The organism is Alteromonas sp. S015 (assembly GCF_036864485.1).
In the GTDB taxonomy this organism is placed as follows: Bacteria; Pseudomonadota; Gammaproteobacteria; order Enterobacterales; family Alteromonadaceae; genus Alteromonas.
Map to the genome: position 1 here is coordinate 348,449 of NZ_JAZETO010000005.1, position 18,643 is coordinate 367,091.

At 44.0% G+C, this 18,643-nt stretch carries 15 protein-coding genes; 4 read left to right on the forward strand and 11 right to left on the reverse strand.

The features are described 5' to 3' along the window. Positions 1 to 14: 14 nt before the first annotated feature. The 3 genes from V7R42_RS11955 to V7R42_RS11965 all read right to left on the reverse strand — a co-directional run bounded on the left by V7R42_RS11955 (position 15) and on the right by V7R42_RS11965 (position 3,708). Entirely contained in the window at positions 15 to 377 is a 363-nt protein-coding gene (locus V7R42_RS11955; protein WP_334020447.1) for a HopJ type III effector protein, read from the reverse strand. Between the two features lie 209 nt (positions 378 to 586). Beyond that, complete coding sequence (locus tag V7R42_RS11960) at positions 587 to 2,629, reverse strand: NADPH-dependent 2,4-dienoyl-CoA reductase (protein WP_334020449.1); 2,043 nt, start codon at positions 2,627 to 2,629, stop codon at positions 587 to 589. 239 nt (positions 2,630 to 2,868) lie between these two features. Continuing rightward, positions 2,869 to 3,708, reverse strand: coding sequence for a crotonase/enoyl-CoA hydratase family protein (locus V7R42_RS11965; protein WP_334020450.1), 840 nt, complete (start codon positions 3,706 to 3,708; stop codon positions 2,869 to 2,871). A gap of 138 nt (positions 3,709 to 3,846) precedes the next feature. Here V7R42_RS11965 and V7R42_RS11970 point away from each other — a divergent pair, with 138 nt between their 5' ends. Beyond that, positions 3,847 to 4,452 carry a TetR/AcrR family transcriptional regulator gene (locus V7R42_RS11970; RefSeq protein WP_334020451.1) on the forward strand — a complete coding sequence of 202 codons (606 nt, stop codon included), beginning with the start codon at positions 3,847 to 3,849 and terminating at the stop codon, positions 4,450 to 4,452. Positions 4,453 to 4,624: 172 nt separating this feature from the next. On the opposite strand, the gene V7R42_RS11975 is transcribed toward V7R42_RS11970, so the two are convergent. Then, positions 4,625 to 6,277: a GMC family oxidoreductase gene (locus tag V7R42_RS11975; RefSeq protein ID WP_334020452.1), complete on the reverse strand. Its 1,653-nt coding sequence runs from the start codon at positions 6,275 to 6,277 to the stop codon at positions 4,625 to 4,627. A 214-nt stretch (positions 6,278 to 6,491) separates the two neighbouring features. On the opposite strand from V7R42_RS11975, the gene V7R42_RS11980 reads away from it, so the two are divergent. Continuing rightward, positions 6,492 to 7,217, forward strand: coding sequence for a DUF1439 domain-containing protein (locus V7R42_RS11980; RefSeq protein ID WP_334020454.1), 726 nt, complete (start codon positions 6,492 to 6,494; stop codon positions 7,215 to 7,217). A 27-nt stretch (positions 7,218 to 7,244) separates the two neighbouring features. On the opposite strand, the gene V7R42_RS11985 is transcribed toward V7R42_RS11980, so the two are convergent. Genes V7R42_RS11985 through V7R42_RS11995 form a run of 3 tightly spaced genes read right to left on the reverse strand, consistent with a single transcriptional unit; the run spans position 7,245 to position 10,624 of the window. Further along, entirely contained in the window at positions 7,245 to 8,684 is a 1,440-nt protein-coding gene (locus V7R42_RS11985; protein WP_334020455.1) for a wax ester/triacylglycerol synthase domain-containing protein, read from the reverse strand. 10 nt (positions 8,685 to 8,694) lie between these two features. Beyond that, positions 8,695 to 9,360, reverse strand: a complete 666-nt coding sequence (locus V7R42_RS11990) for a TetR/AcrR family transcriptional regulator (RefSeq protein ID WP_334020456.1) — start codon at positions 9,358 to 9,360, stop codon at positions 8,695 to 8,697. A gap of 55 nt (positions 9,361 to 9,415) precedes the next feature. Beyond that, the gene (locus V7R42_RS11995; RefSeq protein WP_334020457.1) at positions 9,416 to 10,624 is read right to left on the reverse strand and encodes a DUF445 domain-containing protein; all 1,209 of its coding nucleotides are present in this window, start codon (positions 10,622 to 10,624) and stop codon (positions 9,416 to 9,418) included. Between the two features lie 400 nt (positions 10,625 to 11,024). Here V7R42_RS11995 and V7R42_RS12000 point away from each other — a divergent pair, with 400 nt between their 5' ends. Further along, positions 11,025 to 12,485 (forward strand): DUF3336 domain-containing protein, encoded by a 1,461-nt coding sequence (locus V7R42_RS12000; RefSeq protein WP_334020458.1) that lies wholly within the window; start codon positions 11,025 to 11,027, stop codon positions 12,483 to 12,485. Positions 12,486 to 12,562: 77 nt separating this feature from the next. Continuing rightward, positions 12,563 to 13,996 carry a hypothetical protein gene (locus V7R42_RS12005; RefSeq protein ID WP_334020459.1) on the forward strand — a complete coding sequence of 478 codons (1,434 nt, stop codon included), beginning with the start codon at positions 12,563 to 12,565 and terminating at the stop codon, positions 13,994 to 13,996. A 154-nt stretch (positions 13,997 to 14,150) separates the two neighbouring features. On the opposite strand, the gene V7R42_RS12010 is transcribed toward V7R42_RS12005, so the two are convergent. From V7R42_RS12010 to V7R42_RS12025, 4 genes are all read right to left on the reverse strand, one after another. Then, complete coding sequence (locus tag V7R42_RS12010) at positions 14,151 to 14,513, reverse strand: hypothetical protein (RefSeq protein ID WP_334020461.1); 363 nt, start codon at positions 14,511 to 14,513, stop codon at positions 14,151 to 14,153. Between the two features lie 255 nt (positions 14,514 to 14,768). After that, positions 14,769 to 15,521, reverse strand: a complete 753-nt coding sequence (locus V7R42_RS12015) for a hypothetical protein (protein ID WP_334020462.1) — start codon at positions 15,519 to 15,521, stop codon at positions 14,769 to 14,771. Positions 15,522 to 15,707: 186 nt separating this feature from the next. Then, the gene (locus V7R42_RS12020) at positions 15,708 to 16,067 is read right to left on the reverse strand and encodes a phasin-related domain-containing protein (protein WP_039222766.1); all 360 of its coding nucleotides are present in this window, start codon (positions 16,065 to 16,067) and stop codon (positions 15,708 to 15,710) included. A 170-nt stretch (positions 16,068 to 16,237) separates the two neighbouring features. Continuing rightward, on the reverse strand, positions 16,238 to 18,415 hold the full coding sequence (locus tag V7R42_RS12025; RefSeq protein ID WP_334020464.1) for a S9 family peptidase: 2,178 nt from the start codon (positions 18,413 to 18,415) through the stop codon (positions 16,238 to 16,240). Between the last annotated feature and the right edge of the window lie 228 nt (positions 18,416 to 18,643).

Genomic DNA, 18,643 nt, shown 5'->3' on the forward strand with positions numbered 1-18,643 from the left:
CTTAATTTCAACCGTTATTTAGCGTTAGTTAATACTAAAGGAAATGTCTCAAACGTCACGCCTTCATGTCCTGTTTTCATAAAGTTGCGGATATTGGCGTGGTCGTTACCATCGGGGTTCTTAAGTACGTCTTCACGATAAAAGCGCCCAAACAAAGTCAGTGTTTGTGTTTGATTTAGCTTTAAATGCTGGCCAAGTGCGAGCAGCTTGCATGAGCCGTTATTCTGATTCGCTTCGTTTGAAACATCACCATTAGTGAACGCGGTTGGCGTGAAAACAAACCCGCTATCAACGAGCGCGATAACATCGTTAAACTCGATAGTCTCTGGTGAATTGATTACGGTTTGAACTAAGTCTTGAGTGTTGCTAAACGTCATATTTATCTCATTGAAAAAGAAAACGATAATAGCAGGTCTAGGTAACTTCAACAGGCCGAAACAGGTTTGGTTTCGGTATTTTCATAAAAATTACAGCTTTCGGCGGCTAGAAAAAATAAACCCCTCTGAAAAAAGAGGGGTTTATCATCAATCTGAAGCACCTCTTAATGAGGCACTTATATTTCTAACTGCGTTTTTGCGCTAGGTCATTAAACCGCAGCACATACCCGTGTGCCTTGGTCAATGGCGCGTTTAGCATCTAGCTCCAACGCTTCATCGGCACCACCTATTAAGTGATAAGGCATGTTTAAGCCTTCAACAATGTCTCGCATCGGCTCTTGGCCTGCACAAATGATAATGTTATCGACCGGCAATACTTGGCTGTTGCCATCAACCGTAATATGAAGCCCTTCGTCATCGATTTTATCGTAGCTTACGCCTGGGATCATGGTCACTCCTTTGGCCAGCAAGCCTACTCTGTGCGCCCATCCCGTTGTTTTACCCAATCCGGCTCCTACTTTTGTTGTCTTGCGTTGCAATAAGAAAATCTCTCTTGGTGACGGCTCTGGCTGCGGCTTAACTCCCTCAATACCTGCCCGAGCCGAAAAGGTCATATCAATGCCCCACTCTTTCATAAATGCAGGGATATCTTGGCTTGGTGTTTCTTTGCCATGAGACAAGTACTCAGCGGTATCAAAACCAATACCACCAGCACCGATAATAGCCACTTTATTGCCAACGGGTTTCTTTTCCTTCAATACTTCGATATAGGTCAGCACTTTTTCGTGCTCAATACCTTCAATCGCTGGCGTACGGGGTTTTATACCTGTTGCAACCATCACTTCATCGAAACCTTCATCGTTTAGCGCAGCCGCATCAACGTAAGTATTCAATTTGAGGGTAATATTTTTATGAAGCTCTATCTGGCGCTTAAAATAACGCAGTGTTTCGTAGAACTCTTCTTTGCCCGGAATCTGTTTGGCAATATTAAATTGCCCACCAATTTCACTAGATGCATCGTAAATCACAACGTCGTGACCACGCTCGGCAGAGGTCACTGCCGCTGCTAATCCCGCTGGGCCTGCACCTACCACTGCGATACGCTTTTTGGTTTCTGCTGGCTTTACGTTAATTTCAAGCTCGTGACACGCACGAGGGTTCACCAAACAACTGGTCATTTTGCCATTAAATACATGGTCAAGGCAGGCTTGGTTACAGCCAATACAGGTATTGATTTCATCGGCTTTATTTTGCTGGGCTTTGCGCACAAAATCAGGGTCGGCCAAGAACGGACGTGCCATAGACACCATGTCTGCATCGCCACGAGACAACACTTCTTCAGCAACTTCAGGCGTGTTAATGCGGTTTGACGTAATAACAGGAATAGATAACGCTTCACGGAATTTCGCCGTTACCCACGTAAATGCCGCACGCGGTACTTTAGTGGCAATGGTAGGGATGCGCGCTTCATGCCATCCAATACCGGTGTTAATGATAGTTGCACCAGCTTTTTCAATTTCTTTGCCAAGCTGCACGACTTCATCATAAGTAGAGCCACCTTCCACAAGATCTAGCATTGATAAGCGATAAATAATGATGAAGTTCTTACCTACCGCCTCGCGCACGCGGCGCACCACTTCAATAGGCAAGCGGATGCGATTTTCGTATTCGCCACCCCACTCATCGTCGCGATGGTTTGTCCGTCTTGCAATAAACTGATTGAGGAAATAGCCTTCAGAACCCATGATTTCAACACCATCGTAACCCGCGCGCTGAGCTTGGGTTGCGGCAGTGATGAAATCTTTAATTTGCTTCTCAATCTCGTCAGCTTCGAGTGCCTTGGGCTTAAACGGATTGATAGGCGCTTGTACCGCTGAAGGTGCAACAAGCTTAGGACTATACGCATAGCGCCCCGTGTGCAGAATTTGCATACAGATTTTGCCGCCTGCAATGTGCACCGCGTCAGTCACTTCTTTGTGGTTTTTAACCGCTTCGTCTGTATCTAAACGAAACGTTGACGGGTGAGTAGCGCCTTCTTCATTTGGCCCAATACCACCGGTAACGATAAGACCTACGCCACCTCTGGCACGTTCGCCATAGAATGCCGCCATGCGTTTGTGGCCGTCGGGTAATTCCTCCAAGCCCGTGTGCATAGAGCCCATGAGCACGCGGTTTTTAAGGGTAGTGAAGCCTAAATCTAACGGGCGGAACAAATGTGGGTAAACGGGATGATCGGTAACGGTCTGATTCATGATACATTCCTGAAAGTCGTTTTGGCTTTATAAAAGCCGTTAAAAAGCCTGTTTAAATATTCTTATTAGATGCGTTTCTGTTTTAGAAACGCTTTTTAGCTAAGTGCTTACATAATTTAACTAGCTACTTAATTTATGTAATAGAAGTGATGTCGCGCACCAACCTTAACGTATGCTAATCACCATTGAGCCATCAAAGAGCCATGAGCTACAAGGAAGACGCGCTTTCAACCATACACTTAAGAATTCATTTTCTTAATCGCTGGATGCAAAGGCGGATATTCCGGCAGCGTTTTGGTTTTCTGTGCTTCCATGGCTTTAAACACGTCTTCCATTTGGAACATGCCCGCCTGCCATGTGGCCATATAGGTCAAGCTTTCTGCCACCGTATGTTCTGCCGCGTAATTAATCATAGTCTTGGTGCCTGAAACCGCGAGCGGCGAATTCATTGCAATCTGCTGCGCTATTTTCATTACCGCGTCTAGCATGGAAGTTTGGTCATCGAATACCTGATTTACAAAGCCAAGTTGCTGCGCTTCTTCGGCACCAAAGTTACGCCCGGTGTAAGCCAGTTCTTTAACAATACCAATAGGAATAAGCTTTGGTAGGCGTTGAAGCGTACCGACATCTGCTGTCATACCCAACTGTGTTTCTTTAATAGTGAAAAAAGCGTCTTGGGTGCAATAGCGCATGTCGCATGCACTAAGTAAATCTACTGCACCACCAATTGCCCCGCCCTGAACTGCACCAATAACCGGCATACGTGCCTGCTCTATGGCGGTAAAGCTATCTTGAAGCAACATTACCATACGGCGCATGCGCTCAGCTCTGCGCGATGGGTCGCCCTTAAAGTCTTCTTTCATATTCAGGAACACCGATAAGTCCATACCGGCAGAGAAATGCTTACCTGTAGATGAAATAACAATGACCCGTGCGTTTGCTTGAGCGTCTATTTCACGAATAGCCGCTGGTAGCTCTGTCCAGAACTCTGGGATCATGCTGTTCATTGCGTCGGGGCGGTTTAGTACTACGTGGGCAATATGGCCTTCTTGTTTTACTTCTAATGTAGAGTACTTCATGGTTTGCGCTGTCTCCTTGGGCTGTTCCTGTTAACAAATTTGCAAACTAGACAGCGTCAAGATAAAAGGCTATGTTGACAGTGTCAAGATAAAACGTTATCTATTCGTCTCAATTTTGAAAATGGAAACATCGGGTTTATGGCTAATGCAGTACAAAGCTACCATCACGGCGATTTACGCAGTGCGCTGATAGAAGCGGCTACAGCGCGTTTGTCTGAACACGGCGTGGATAGTTTATCGCTTAGAAAGCTGGCAGAAGATGCCGGGGTGTCGCGTACTGCACCCTACCACCATTTTAAAGATAAAAGCGCTCTGCTAAGTGCCATTGCAGCGAAGGGCTTTAGCGACTGGCATAGCGCAGCAAAACGCATTTTTGATCAAGAAGACAAAACGCCGAAGGCGCGTTTTCGCGAATTTGTGCACGAATACATTGGCTACGCTGCCGACAATCCCGAGATGTACGAATTGATGTTTGGTCGCACTATTTGGCAAAATCAAGCGGCAACCAATGACCTGAAAGACGTTGCATTCCCTTGTTTTCAGTTTCAAGTAACCATGACGCGCTATTGGCAAGAGAAAGGCTTGCTACCGAATAATCAGGACGCGCTGAGACTCGCACAGGTTACTTGGGGCACGTTACACGGGATTGCGCGATTGCTTATAGATGGTATTTACGCAGACAGCAGTCATATCGACGAAATGTGTGATTGTGCAGCGGATTTGTTTATGCAAAAGCAAGTATAATACGCTTTATCAATACAAATGCCCAAATACGGCTTTGTGCATTAACGGCGCCAAAAGGGGTTAGCGGCCTAGTGCGTTTAACTGCCTAAACGGGAAAATAAACCACAGCAAATGAATGGCTCAGAGCCGATGAACAGCCAAAGCGAGACAAAGTCTCGCTTTTTTTGTTTAATTACGCCGATTCTACATTAGCTAAAGAAACAGGCTGTCCTTCGTGCGTTGCTTTAATAAACTCTGCAGCGCGCTCAGCAATCATAACCGTTGGCGCATTCGTATTCCCTCCAATGAGGCTGGGCATCACTGAGGCATCTACTACTCTAAGGCCTGCAACACCTCTAACCCGCAATTGAGTGTCGACCACGGCCATTTCATCATCATCGCTGCCCATTTTGCACGTACCAATTGGGTGATAAATGGTTTCAGCGCGCTCGCGTAAAAATTCTAAAATTTCTTCATCTGTTTGTACATCATCCCCGGGGTATAGCTCACTGCCTTGGAACTTATCAAAGTCTGGTGCCGATAGCAGCTTACGGGCAATGCGCACGCCTTCAATCATGACTTGCTGATCTTCCTCGGCAGACAAATAGTTCGGGTCGATAAGTGCCTGGTCAGCTGGGTGGTTACTTTGCAGCGAAATAGTGCCGCGACTTTTAGGGTATAAACAGCATACGTGTAAGCCATAACCGTAACCAAATGCCAACTGTCTGCCATGGTCGTTTAAGATTGCAGGCAGGAAATGGAATTGAATGTCAGGGCCTTGTGTCGCTAAGCTTGAGCTAACAAAACCACCGGCTTCAGCTATATTCGATGAAAAAATGCCCTTGCGCCTAAATACGTAGTCTGCGGTGGCTTTTACATAGGAAGGTAATGCTCCCAATGCCACGGCATAACCCTCTCTAACTTTACAAGTATACTGTACAATTGCATCAAGATGGTCTTGTAAGTTTTGGCCCACGCCTGGCAGGTCTTGCTGTACAAATATCCCCTTTTCTTCTAGCTCTGCTCTGGGTCCTATACCCGAAAGCATCAGAAGTTGTGGTGAATTAATTGCGCCGCCACACAGGATAACTTCGCTTTTAGCAAAATAGCGGTTCACTGCCCCCTTTTCACGTACCTGGACACCGATAGCACGCCCTTCTTTCAATAATACTTTTTCGGCTGCAACTCTAGTAAGCACCGTTAAATTGTTGCGATGCTTTGCCTGCGTTAAATATCCTTTCGCCGTTGAACAGCGCTGCCCGTTGGCCTGAGTGACATGGTAGTAGCCTAACCCTTCTCTGTCATCTCGGTTAAAGTCGTCAAGCTGTTGATAGCCTGCAAACGAAGCCGAGTTTACGAATGCGTCTGACAGCACGCTGGTATGTCTAAGCTTGCTAACGTTTAAAGGTCCGCCTGTAGCGTGATACTCATCGGCACCCTCTTCAAAATTCTCAGAGCGTTTGAAATAAGGCAGTACATCATCAAACGACCAGCCCTCGGCGCCCTCTTCGTTGGCCCAGCGGTCATAATCTTCTTTTTGACCGCGTATATAGCACATTGCGTTAACCGAGCTGCTGCCACCCAACGTTTTGCCGCGGGGCCAGAACAGCTCTCTGTCATACATCTCTTTTTGAGGGGCCGTGTGATACCCCCAGCCGATCCCTTCAAACCTACTAAGCAGAGACAACCCAAACGGGATATGAATAAGTGGATTAGTATCCTTTGAGCCAGCTTCTAATAGCAAAATATCTAATGCAGGATTTTCCGATAATCGAGTGGCAAGCACCGCCCCCGCAGAACCGCCTCCTACAATAATGTAATCGTATTTGCTGAGTACTTCGCTCATTTTGCCAACTCCTTGAGGGCAGACACTTCAAATGTTAATAAAACGTTGTGGTACGACCAGATTACCAAACAACACTTCGCTAAGAAAAGACTTAAATTGTAAGATTTAAAAAATCTAATAATCCTGATAACTTAAGTGATGTATCGGTATTACCCTTATCCAACACTAGCTAACTACAAGCCATCGCCTAATAAAATTAGGCTAAGAATAGACGTTGACCAATAACCTTTCGTTTAAAGACAAATGTAAAGTCTACCTAGCACATTGGCTTGTGAAATGGGGTAAACTCACGCACGATGACTTCACAAAGTTAGAACTACAAGCGCTTATAGAAGACAGTTTTCCCTACCCATTCACTTTTGATATCCCCATGGGAGCCGGAACAGTTACCGTGCTCGAGGGAAATATAGCGCTCGATAGTGAAAACAACCGTATTGGTCTACAGTGCCTTGCGGCACTCAATATTGTGGTAGCCATGACGACTATTTATCGCGCCCATGTCATATTTACCGTGTCGGCTTCACCTTATTACGACAAAAATATGAGCACACTCTATTTGACCGATATCGCCACTGACAACGTTACTCTAGTCAACGATGATTACGCGCTGATTAAAGACACACAATTTCTGATGTCTCGCTTTTTTCCTAAAAGTGTTAATTCTTTTCTTGGCGGCTCTTTAAAATCAGCACTATCACTGTTTAGTGCTGGTACATCTGATATGGCAGCAGACTACCTAAAAGTTTATTTATCTGGCTCGAAACAAGCGGTTTTGGACTATCACATTCCTCATATTAACAACGCTATTAAAACGCAAATTAAGCAAGAAGACTTAAGCCATAGAATGCGTAACGACCATTGGCGCGAGGTTTTGTTTTCTAAGGCCGGTCGAAACGTACGTGTAGAAGACGACGTACTGCGCTTTTACCTTAATGAATGACAATACCTAGTGTCTGAAACAAGTACGCTAGTGATCTGAAACAATAGAAACAGGGACGGTATCCACCTGCTCACCAATATCATCAATGTTTAGCCTTGGGTCGTCCACGCTCGCTTCTAGCATATCAAACGCTTCTTCAACATAACGCGCTAAAGGCTGTAGTGATTCAATATTCTTATTGCAGCATACTAAGCCTACATTGGCGGTGCCCGCGTAGGTCATAAGGGTAATATTTACTCCGCCCCCTGGCGTCATTGTGGAAATGGGGTAACAAGCCAAAAGCTCTGCATCTTTTAAATACCGCGTATCTTTTGGTCCCGGTACATTTGAGATTAAGATGTTTGCGATCGGTTTGACTACGCCAGATAGTCTTAACCACTCAAAGACCAGTGCAAGCGATTGAATAACAATGGTATAGCCGCTAAACGCCGCAGGGCGCGCATGCTGTGCCGCATTTTTAACGATACGATGATTCACCACAATCTGACGCAACCTAAGGTAAGGGTCGTTCTCCCCATGAGCTAGCTCTACCGGCACGATAGCTATTTTATTACCAGTGGTTTTCTCGCCGGGTTTACGCAAATTTATTGGCATATTGGTGAATAACGCTTTTTTAAACACCTGACCATGATCTTGTAACAACTTATGCACACCGATATCAAAGGCGCATAGCAACACCTCGTTTGCGGTAGAGCGCGTTCGTCTCGCAAGGGCTTTTACCCGCTTGAAGTCTAAGTCCATGGTAGCCACAGCTCTACCTGCTTTGACTTGTCCGGTCAGTACTGTTTTCGTGCCAGTAAAAGGGATAGGCATATAATGTGGGTTCACTCGCAGTACTTTCATAAATATGCGAATGAAAATAATGAGCAAATCGAACGCGGTTTTTAATGCATAGCCCACCCCGACTAAGCGCTTGTAAAAACTCACCGAGTCTCTGCGCTTATGACGAAGCCGCTTTACTGCCCACACTGGCGTAAACTTTGTTTCGTGAGAGTTAGAAACATAACCGGCCTGAAACCAACGCACTAAGGTTGCACCGTCGCCATACATGTGGTGAACCCGTGCATAAATGGCAAATGTTTCGCTATTATCGTCAAAAATAAAATGGTATTGCCACAAAGGTTTGTCAGGATCTAGCCGCGATGCATGTAACCTTGCAACGAACGCGTCAAGCGCCTCTCGGTTTGTAATATCTGCCACTCGATGAATTTGCACATGATAGTCCATGTTTAGCTTTTTGACCGGCGTAAACCCAACAGGGTAACCTAGCACCGTCTTCACCGCACAGTTGAACGGAGAGGTAGCCCGAGCAAAACTTCTTATTTCTTGAAATAACTGAAACACATATTCAGTACTTTTTGCCCCTTTTGGAATAGCGAGTAGCTGCAAACAAGCAACATGTTTTGGGTTCTCGTCTGACTCTGTTATCCAAAATGACTTATCTAAGAAACTGAGCGTTTTAGCCATTACTATTCCTTTACGCGAAGTCGAGGGGGGACGGGGTTGAGGCATTTCTCACAAAGTCATGAGAATGCAGCATCTGTTCTAGCTGTTGCTTTTGTTCATCAGACAGTGCCAGTCTTGGCAATACACTCACCATCATGAGTGACAGGGCATGATACCGCTGCATTGTGCTATCCATATGACTGTTTAATTCATCAAACTGACAAGACTGGGTAATAATCAAGGATATTAAATCCACCATGAGTGCCCTATCTGCCTTAGAACCAATGAAAATGTTCCGCTTTGATAGTGACTCAAAAAGAAAAGCTAATTGTTTATTTAAGCTAGATAGTATGTGCCGTCTAGGCCGCACTATACTCGGGTATTTTTCCGCCAAGTCAGCTGGACTGCGATAAAAGAAGCGAAATACATGAATGCTATCGATAAGCAAATACAAGTAGTACATAATTTCTTCAGGGTGAAGCGTATCGAGTTTCTCTCGATTTAGCATTTTCTGCATTTGTTGTTCATGCATTTTCATCAACGCACTAACAAGGCTGTCTTTACCTTTAAAGTGGTAATAAAGGTTTCCCGGACTAATATCCATTTCGACGGCGATATCAACACTGGTTACTGTGTTTTCACCATGCTCGTTAAATAACGTTAGCGCGGTGAGCAGTATTTTCTGCGCGGTCTTCATAATTTAGTCCACTCCTTCGCCAACCCAGTACGTTAACTTTTATTCATGAAACACGTTACATAAACACCAAATAAAGTTGGGCAACACCAGCTACCATACCTAAAATAGCGCCCGTTACGATGAGTTTCCACTCATCCTGCTGATAAGCTGGGCGCAACACCCCTTCGAATTCTTCAACACTCAGTGCCTGCATGCGTTCACTCAAATCGTGTCCTATCTGCATCGCGTTATTGGCATAATCAAAGGCATAAAGTAAATATTTATCAGAATTATCAAAGATCTGACGTACTGCCAGTGCCTTCATTTTGTGGTAATTTTCTGACCCCACACCCAATGCGAAATACGGCTGTGCGATGGCAACATAGCGTTCAATAGCGTCATTAACATGAAGTTCAATAAGCTCTAGAAGCTGGGCGGAACCTGAGCCATGTAAAATTACATGAGTGATGTTCTTAGGCGTTATCAGCTTTTCTTCAATAATGTTTGAATAGACTTCAGACACTTCCTTTTGACGCTTTAAAAACATACCTTGAATAGTAATAGGCCCCAGTCTTCTTGGGCGTTTAGGCTCAAATATGATCTTGATAGCAATCCAGTTTGTGGCATAACCTACAAGCAGTCCACCTAACGGCAAAATCCACCATGCTTGGTAGAAATACCAAAGTAGCATGGTAGGCAAACCAAACAAAAAGCCAAAATAAAAGCCAGAACGCACGATAAACGGAAACTCTTTACTGCCTGCCGTTAAGAAAATTTCATTAACGAGTTCAGGTGCATTAACCAGCTGCTCTACCACCAGTTCTTTAATATCCAGAATTTCTGAAACATTATGCTGAAAGTCGTCCACCATTTTATGAACCACATTGGGAATGTCGTTTTCGATACGTTGGTAAACTAAGTTTTTGCCTTGTACAGGTAAAGCAGCCCAAAGTTGAGGCGCAGATTCTGCCATTACGTCATTAACGACTTTGCGTATAACCTGACTTAGACGGCGCTCAATTGCTTTGGTTAGCTCGTCCGCATCTAAACGCTGAGCTAACTCTTCAACACTAAGCAGTTTACCTAGCACCAGCTCAACCTCAATCTCGGCCATTTGGCGGCGCTTTGCGGGAATAAGGCCTTGCCACCCCAAGAAAGGCTTAATACCAACGAATTCTATGGGGTAAAACATCATTTTTACCGCCAAATAGTTAGTCAGCCACCCAACAACAGCGCTAATTAAAGGAATTGATAGCAGGCTTAGCGTTTCAAAGTTCCATTCCATACTACGAGCATGTGATCCAATTTATTGTTTTCCCTTTCAGGCTACTCAGTGCTTATGAAATGGTCAATGTAAAAAGTGAAATTACTGCTTATTGTTGATTGAAAACAACCAAATGAAAGACTAAAAAATAGAAGGTTCAAATTTAAGTAGTGCATCTAACATGCATCGAGTTTTACATAAGGCAAACGATTAGGTAGTCGATTCTAAATTTACATCGTAGACTCAAACATGTGTTTGAAACGCTGCTCATATTCCGTGCTTGTGGCCTGTATTTTAAAGACATGCAATTCATGAGATCGGCGTTTTTAATGAACACTATCGTTTGCTGGTACTTTCAGGCCTGTGTACTTTTAAATGCGTAGAAGCGACAGTCCTCATCAATTAAAAATAGGTACTCGTCATGGCAGTATTCGACTTGCGGTTAAAAAAGCTTGAACACGAAATCGAGCATGCAGGCAATTATGATGAATATGAAGCCGCGTGCTTAGCACACGACGCGTTGTCGGGTGCTGATGAATGGAAGGCCGAAGATGCTAGCAATGACTACGACTACAAACTTATTCGCAAACGAGTTCAGCGTCTGCAGCTTGCCAGAGGTAAAGGTGATTTGCACGCGCTTATGTCTATTCTACACGAAGGGCTGCACGGCAATTTAGGCAATATCGCCAACCCTGTATTACTTACCCAATGTAAAATAGGCACTAAATATCTTATCGAACAATTCATTGATGAAGTGATCTTGGCGTTGGAGCACATTTACCACGCCGATGAACAAAACGTAGACTTCTACGAAAAGCTGTCATTTTTTGAAGAAACCGCACACGCGTTTGGGAGAAGCTGCCTTATGCTTTCAGGTGGCGCGGGTTTAGGCTTTTTCCATGCTGGCGTAGTTAAATCGTTAAATGAAAAAAACCTGCTACCCACCGTAGTGTCTGGTTCTAGTGCTGGGTCGATCATCGCAGCCATGTTAGGCACGCGAACACACGACCAATTACTGGAAGCGCTTAGTGCCGACTTTATTTACGAGACGTTCAAACACTGGCGAAGCTTCGCTGGCGTTGGAAAAAAAGGGCTATTCGATAGCTCAGTACTCGAAAATGCGTTGATTGAACTGTTCGACCTCACAACGTTTGAAGAGGCTTTTAAAAAAACAGGGCGACACATAACAGTTACCGTCTCTCCCGCCGATCTGCATCAGCATTCGCGGCTGTTAAATGCCAAGACTTCACCCAATGCTATAATTACGCAAGCGGTGCGTGCATCCTGTGCTGTTCCAGTTATTTTTAGTCCAGTCCAGCTAAGAGCGAAAACACCGTCCGGCGACATTGTGCCTTACATTCCCAACCGCCGATTTGCCGATGGCTCGCTGATGGCTGACCTTCCCTTTGAGCGCTTAGCAAGATTGTACGGTGTGAATCACAGTATTGTGAGTCAAACAAATCCATTGGCGGTTCCATTTATTTCTTCAAATCGCATAGATCCTAACTCGCTGTGGGATATGTCGGCGCGTCACCTTGGGCAACTAGCGAAAACCAATAGCATTTTCGCCATTGATATTATCGAACGATTAACTGAGAATAAAAGTGCTAAGCTGGCTATTCATAAAGTTCGGTCTATCATTGATCAGCAGTACGTTGGTAACATCAATATTTTACCCAAGCGCCAAATAAGGAATTTGTCACTGGTGTTGTCTAATCCAACTCTCGCAAGCATTAATCAGTTGATCGTCAGTGGTGAGCGGGCATCGTGGCCGCAACTTGATGTTATTAAAAGAAATACCAACATTAGCGAAAATTTACGGTATCATTTAGGACAATTGAAAAAACGTGAGGCAGTAGAGCTTAGACATGAAGTTAGATAGCGTTTGTGTCGCTTGCCTGTCTAGAATTGTTAACAGCACAACAACGGCAATTCACAGCATCATTTGAAAGGATAACGGTGAGCGCACAAAGCAAGAACCCCGATAGCATTTACACACAACAAGTAAAACAACTTATTAATATGATTCATCCTCAAGAAACGGGTTACGGTTCGGTGTTCGAGGATGCTAGTCACTATTTTTCGCTTACCCCGCCCTTCGAGCAGCACATTGAAGATTTAAAAGCAAAGTTGAAGAAAATTGAAGGGAATAAAAGTAAAGAGACACTTGCAGAGCAACTTACTCAACAAATAGCGAATAGCACGGAGAAGCTTGAAGAAGAGCGCTTAGCAAGACTAGAACGCCTTGACGCTGTAAGCACCAAAATTATCGAGCTTTGTGAGGGTGATAACTGGCAAGAAACGCAACAGCTCAGCGCCAAATTACTCGGTACACTTATGCTGCTCACAAAAGGGTCGGAAGGCAACTTTTCCCGTGTACACATACGCTTAAAACCGCTGTACAAAGCCGTTCTAACATTGCGTTTGGTCGACAGGCTTTTAGAGCGAGACACCATTGCTCACAAGTATTTGTCGAAGTATCGCGAAGCTGCGTCTCGCTTTCGAGGAAACCGTTATTGGCGAGATAAATGGAAAACTGAGCTGGGGCGGCCGCTAATTACCGCAGCATTACTTCAAGATATTGGCCTGCTAAGCCCTGCTGCTCTCACCATTTTAAAAGGGGAAAATGGCGACTTAGATGAATTTCGTCTGTTAGAAGAATCACAGCGAAAAGACCTGCTGAAGCTCAACTATCATTTCACTTTAAGGTACTTATCTCAAGGGTTAGGCCAGCCTAAGTATATAGGAAACAATAAAGATGAAAGAGACCGTTTTATTCAAACCCATCATGAAGCCAGTGAATTTTTGCTGCATCTGGTTAAAGATGCGTTTGTGTCGAAAACGGGCTTGGGAGAAATTATAAAAATCCCTCAAATTTATGTTTCGATTGTACTTTCAACTAAACCTGACTACTCGCGTATGAGCCTACCAAAAGGCTACCTGGTCATTGAACAGCTAGCGAAAAAAGGCGGGTTGGATAAACAATTAGCGCAGGACTTTGTTGAGCTTGTTGGATACTTCCCGCAGGGATTCGGCATTACTTACATACCAATAAATGAAAAAGGCCAAGAAAAAGACCAATACGAGTGTGCAATAGTGATTGGGCTTAACCCTGCTAACCCTGCTGAGCCTTTATGTAGAATCGTAACCAGAAATCAAAAATATATTACTGGCGGTACACAAGAAATTATTCCCAAAGGAAGAAACCTTTATTTTCCAGCAAACAGAAAGAAACTCATGCGCGTGGGGAAAGAAAGGCTAAGCGAAATTATGCGTCAACTGTCGAGCAATTTTACTTCAGACGCACTTGACGATTTAGTACCAAGTTTTTGGGAACCCTATGATTTTTTTAGCTTCAAAAAACATCAGAATTTGTGGGCGAAAAACAACTAGTAGGTAATGAGTATAAATTAAGCGGTGCTTAGGGTCTTTTTTGAGGGCCTTTTATCAACCCTGAGTTTAACAAGAGAGTGCTACTCCCTGAATTTGTGAGTATAAACAGTGCAATAGAGAGTTGAATTCGTGCTCAATGGGTTAAATTTTAATGTTATTCACTTTGCAATACTTTCATATATATCAGCGATTTGTATACCAACACTGATATCAAACCAGCCAAGATTGTAAACATAATATCCATATAGTCTGTTGTTCCCCAGTCTAACTTAGCCTGCATAAACTCATAGACTATTGTACCAAGAATTAATCCTAGCAATATTTTCTTGAAAGCGTATTTAGTAAACATAAATGGCAAAAAAACAAAAAATACCGAAATAAAATTAGGCATTGAGTACAAAGCCGTGCTCAAAAGAATGTTTTCAGGAACAGAACTTCTATATTGCTCAACAAAACCGTCAGAGTAGATTGCGCAAGGAAGACATACACATGCGACCAAAAATGCTTTGTAGTTCATTATCATTCCGAGTAATTGTGGCCTCCTACTAGAAAAGGAGGCCAGCTAAAGTTATAGGCGATTTAACTCAAAGGTTCTGCGCAACCTTCTAACATTGTAATCGTAAGAAGACTTCATCGAAGCCCATGAGTTTTCGGAATATCGGTTAATTCCGGCAGCACCGCCGATACTTTCATATGTATAATTTACTGCTAAACCAACTCCAACCGTGAATTCAACTCCGAAGTGCACCACTCGCTAAAATACTCAGTGCTTCTACTCGTCGTTCTTAGTGGTTTCAGACGAAGCCGGTGTACTTTTAGCCGTGCTTTTGGCCGGTGTAGTTTTGGTACTAGCCGTTGTTTTACGTGCTGTACTTTTAGCTGCCGTTGACTTTGCGGCAGTGCGCTTATTAGCCGTTCCGGTTGCAGCCTTTTTAGTCGAACTAGACGATGAAGCGGTTGTTTTTGCTGTACTCGGTTTGCGGGTGCTGGTAGTAGTTGATGAAGTCGTAGTTAACTTCGCTGAGGCACCTTTAGAGGCTGCTCCCTTAGGGGCAGCTGCCTTACTGGCAGTACTTATCGCTTCGGCTTTTTTCGCCGCCTCTTTCGCCGCTAAAAGAGCTACCTGCTCTACAAGCAAGTCCACTTTTGCACTCAACAATTCAAGCTGCTGCTCTTTCTGTTGACGTTTTTGACCGCCTGATAATGCCGAAAATAAAGGCGTTGATGCTACCAGCTTCTGAGCAGTATCAACTAAGTTGAATGGATTAAGCGTACGTCTGAGTTCACTCTCCACTTCCATGCCTTTAGCTTGCATAGCATTGATGGTTTCGTGTGTGTTATCAATCTTCTGGCTTACTACGCCTGCAGCTTGATCCAGTTTCGCAGATAATAGGTCGGAACCAGCAAAAAGCCATCCAAACAAGGGGGACGATTTTAGCGGTGAAGCGGTGGTACCATTTAACGTTGTCGATTCTCTTTGGACAACAGGCATAGCTTCCGGATTAGGGATATTTTTGTTGCTCATAACGCCTCCAATATGGAGATTTAGTAAGCATGACAGTAAAAACGACGTGTTTAAACAACGCTGGAGTTGTACTCCTGCTTTCTGCTGTCACTCTACGGTAGCTTTCTATTAACCCATTTTAATTAAAAGGACCCAATGAAAGCTGCATTTCGGGCACCACGGTCGATGCCCAAAATACTTATTGTTTTACTTGCTTGCTGCCAGTTTAGCAACAGCTTCAGTTAACGCATCGATTTTTGCTGAAAGCTCTTCGATACGCTGGTCAGCAGGCTCAGAATCAAGACCAAGCTTTTTACGAACATCAGCCACACGGTTTTCTACATCGTTAGTGGTCGATTTAAACTTGCTCTTAGCGTCGTCTTCAAGCGTTTCACCTTTGGTTACGAGCTCGTCAAACATTTTACTCGCTTCTTCGCTTAACTTCTCGTAACGCCCCTGTGCTTCTTCAACGCTCTTACCATAAGCGCCAAGGCCTGCTAACCAAATTTTACGCGCCATTTCTTCAGCTTCGTTAATTTTGCCTTTAATTGTGTCAGTAGTAGTCATGTTCAGCTCCTATGAATGCTAAATGAGAGTGTATTTCAACACCATGAATACACTGTACGTTCAACGATTAGAATCCGCATACTAAAAACACAAAAAAATTAAAAAGCCCGAAAAGTAGTGACTTATTCGGGCCTAAAAACAAAAGCTAGATTCAAAAAATCAGCGTCGAATTAGAGTGGCACACCTGCTAGATGCAAAACAAAAGCGTATTCCAAAGCTGTTGATTCAAAACGCTTAAAGCGCCCTGACGCGCCGCCGTGCCCCGCCTCCATGTCTGTCTTAAACAGCAGTAAGTTGTCGTCTGTTTTATACTCTCTTAGTTTCGCCACCCACTTCATAGGCTCGAAGTATTGAACTTGCGAGTCGTGCAATCCAGTCGTCACTAGCATATGTGGATAATCTTTAGCTTCTACCTGGTCGTAAGGCGAGTAAGAGAGCATATAATTAAACTCCTCTTTGTTCGCTGGGTTGCCCCACTCGGTATATTCCCCGGTGGTCAAAGGAATAGACGCATCGCTCATGGTAGTTACCACATCAACAAACGGCACGTGAGCACTCACCCCTTTGTAAAGCTCAGGTGCCATATTCACTACTGCCCCCATAAGCAAACCACCTGCGCTTCCGCCCATGGCAAACACGCGGTCTCTATCCGCGTATTGTTTCGCCACCAGGCTTTTAGTTACGTCAATGAAATCAGTAAAGGTATTCATTTTTTGATGCATTTTACCGTCTTCATACCACTCACGTCCTAGCATTTGTCCGCCGCGAAGGTGCGCAATCGCAACCACAAAACCTCTGTCTATCAAAGATAGCCAACTACTTCTGAACGTAGGCTCAATAGTTGCTCCATACGAACCATAAGCATATTGATACAGTGGGTTAGTGCCATCTTTCTTAAACTTATCTTTACGATAAACCAATGAAACTGGGACCATTGCACCATCTCGTGCCTCAATCATCACTCGCTCTGACGCGTATACTGAAGAGTCGAATGTGTCAGACACTCGGGTTTGCTTCATTACTTCACTTTCCAGGGTATCTAAATTAATATCAATAATAGAGCCTGGCGTGGTCAACGAGCTGTAATAGATTCTAAGCTTATTGGTGTCCATTTCAGAGTTGTCATTGAAGTAAGCACCATAAACTGGATCTTGTGTAGGGATAACCTGTTCTTCATTCGACGTCAGGTTATGAACAACCATGCGCAGCATGCCGTTTTCTTTCTCTTTCACCACTAAGTGATTTTTCATCACCTCTATGCTTTGAAGGAACACGTCTGGACGATGTGGTACCACTTCTTGCCATTTTGAAATGTCATTAGTGGCGTCAAGCGGCGCTTTCATCACTCTGAAGTTTTTGGCATCAATATTAGTTAAAACGTAATAACCGTCACTTGCTTTTGCTACGCTATATTCCTGCCCATCTTTAATAGGTAGGAATACGTCTGGTTGAGACGTTGGGTTGTTTGCATCAATCAAAGTCACGCCGGTTTTGTCAGTGTTGGAATGATGAATATAAACGACACTGTCATCTTTGCTTTTACTGATATAGGTATAAAACGTAGGATCGCTTTCTTCGTAAACTAACTTATCATCTTCCTGAGACGTACCCAGTTTATGGCGATACACTTGATAGCCTAAAAGCGTTTGCGGGTCTTTTTTCACATAAAATAAATGTTTGTTGTCGTTCGCCCATACAGCGCTGCCTGACGTGCCCTCGAGCACATCGTTTAGCTTTTTGTCGCTTTCCAGGTTTTTCACATATATTGAATAAATGCGACGACTAAGCGTGTCTTCAGAATACGCCATCAGCGTATTATTACTGCTCACCGAGTAGCTACCAATGCTGAAATAGTCGTGCCCTTCAGACATAAGGTTTGCATCGAGCAACACTTGCGGTTCAGCATCAAGGGAAGGCTTTCTTAGATAAACAGGATATTCGTTTTCCCCTGAATAGCGGGTGTAGTACCAGTAGCCATTGTCGAAAACTGGAACGGTAGAATCGTCTTTTTCAACTCGAGAAACCAGCTCTTCATAAAGCGCCTCACGAGTTTCTTTAAGCGGCGCAAGTACTGTTTCTACATAGCTGTTTTCCTGCTCTAAATGCGCCAGTATCTCTTTATCGGTGCGTGAATCGTCGCGCATCCAATAGTAATTATCATTACGGGTGACGCCGTGCGCCGTCATTTCATGAGGCACTTTTTTCGCCACGGGCGCACTTACTTGGGTATTTAGCATAATCGATGGAGCTGCACTAACAGCCACTTGTTGAGAATGTTCAGTTTTATTTTCGACACCACAGCCTGATAACAAACCAGCTGCAGCAAGCGCTATCCATGGATATTTCATTATTATTCCTGTTGTCTACTTTTATTAGCGCTTTGTTTAAAGCCCATAGTTGAAGAAAATCGAGTTTTTTCCAATTGAACTAATCGATAGACAATCAAACAAAGCTGAACCTATAAGTAGCTTGAGTATATACAAAAACCATCAAGGGTCTAGCATTAGCAAGCGCAAGGGCGTTTGACAACAAGATAAAATGTTACAAGATATTTGAAACCGTGGTCCGCAGCGATG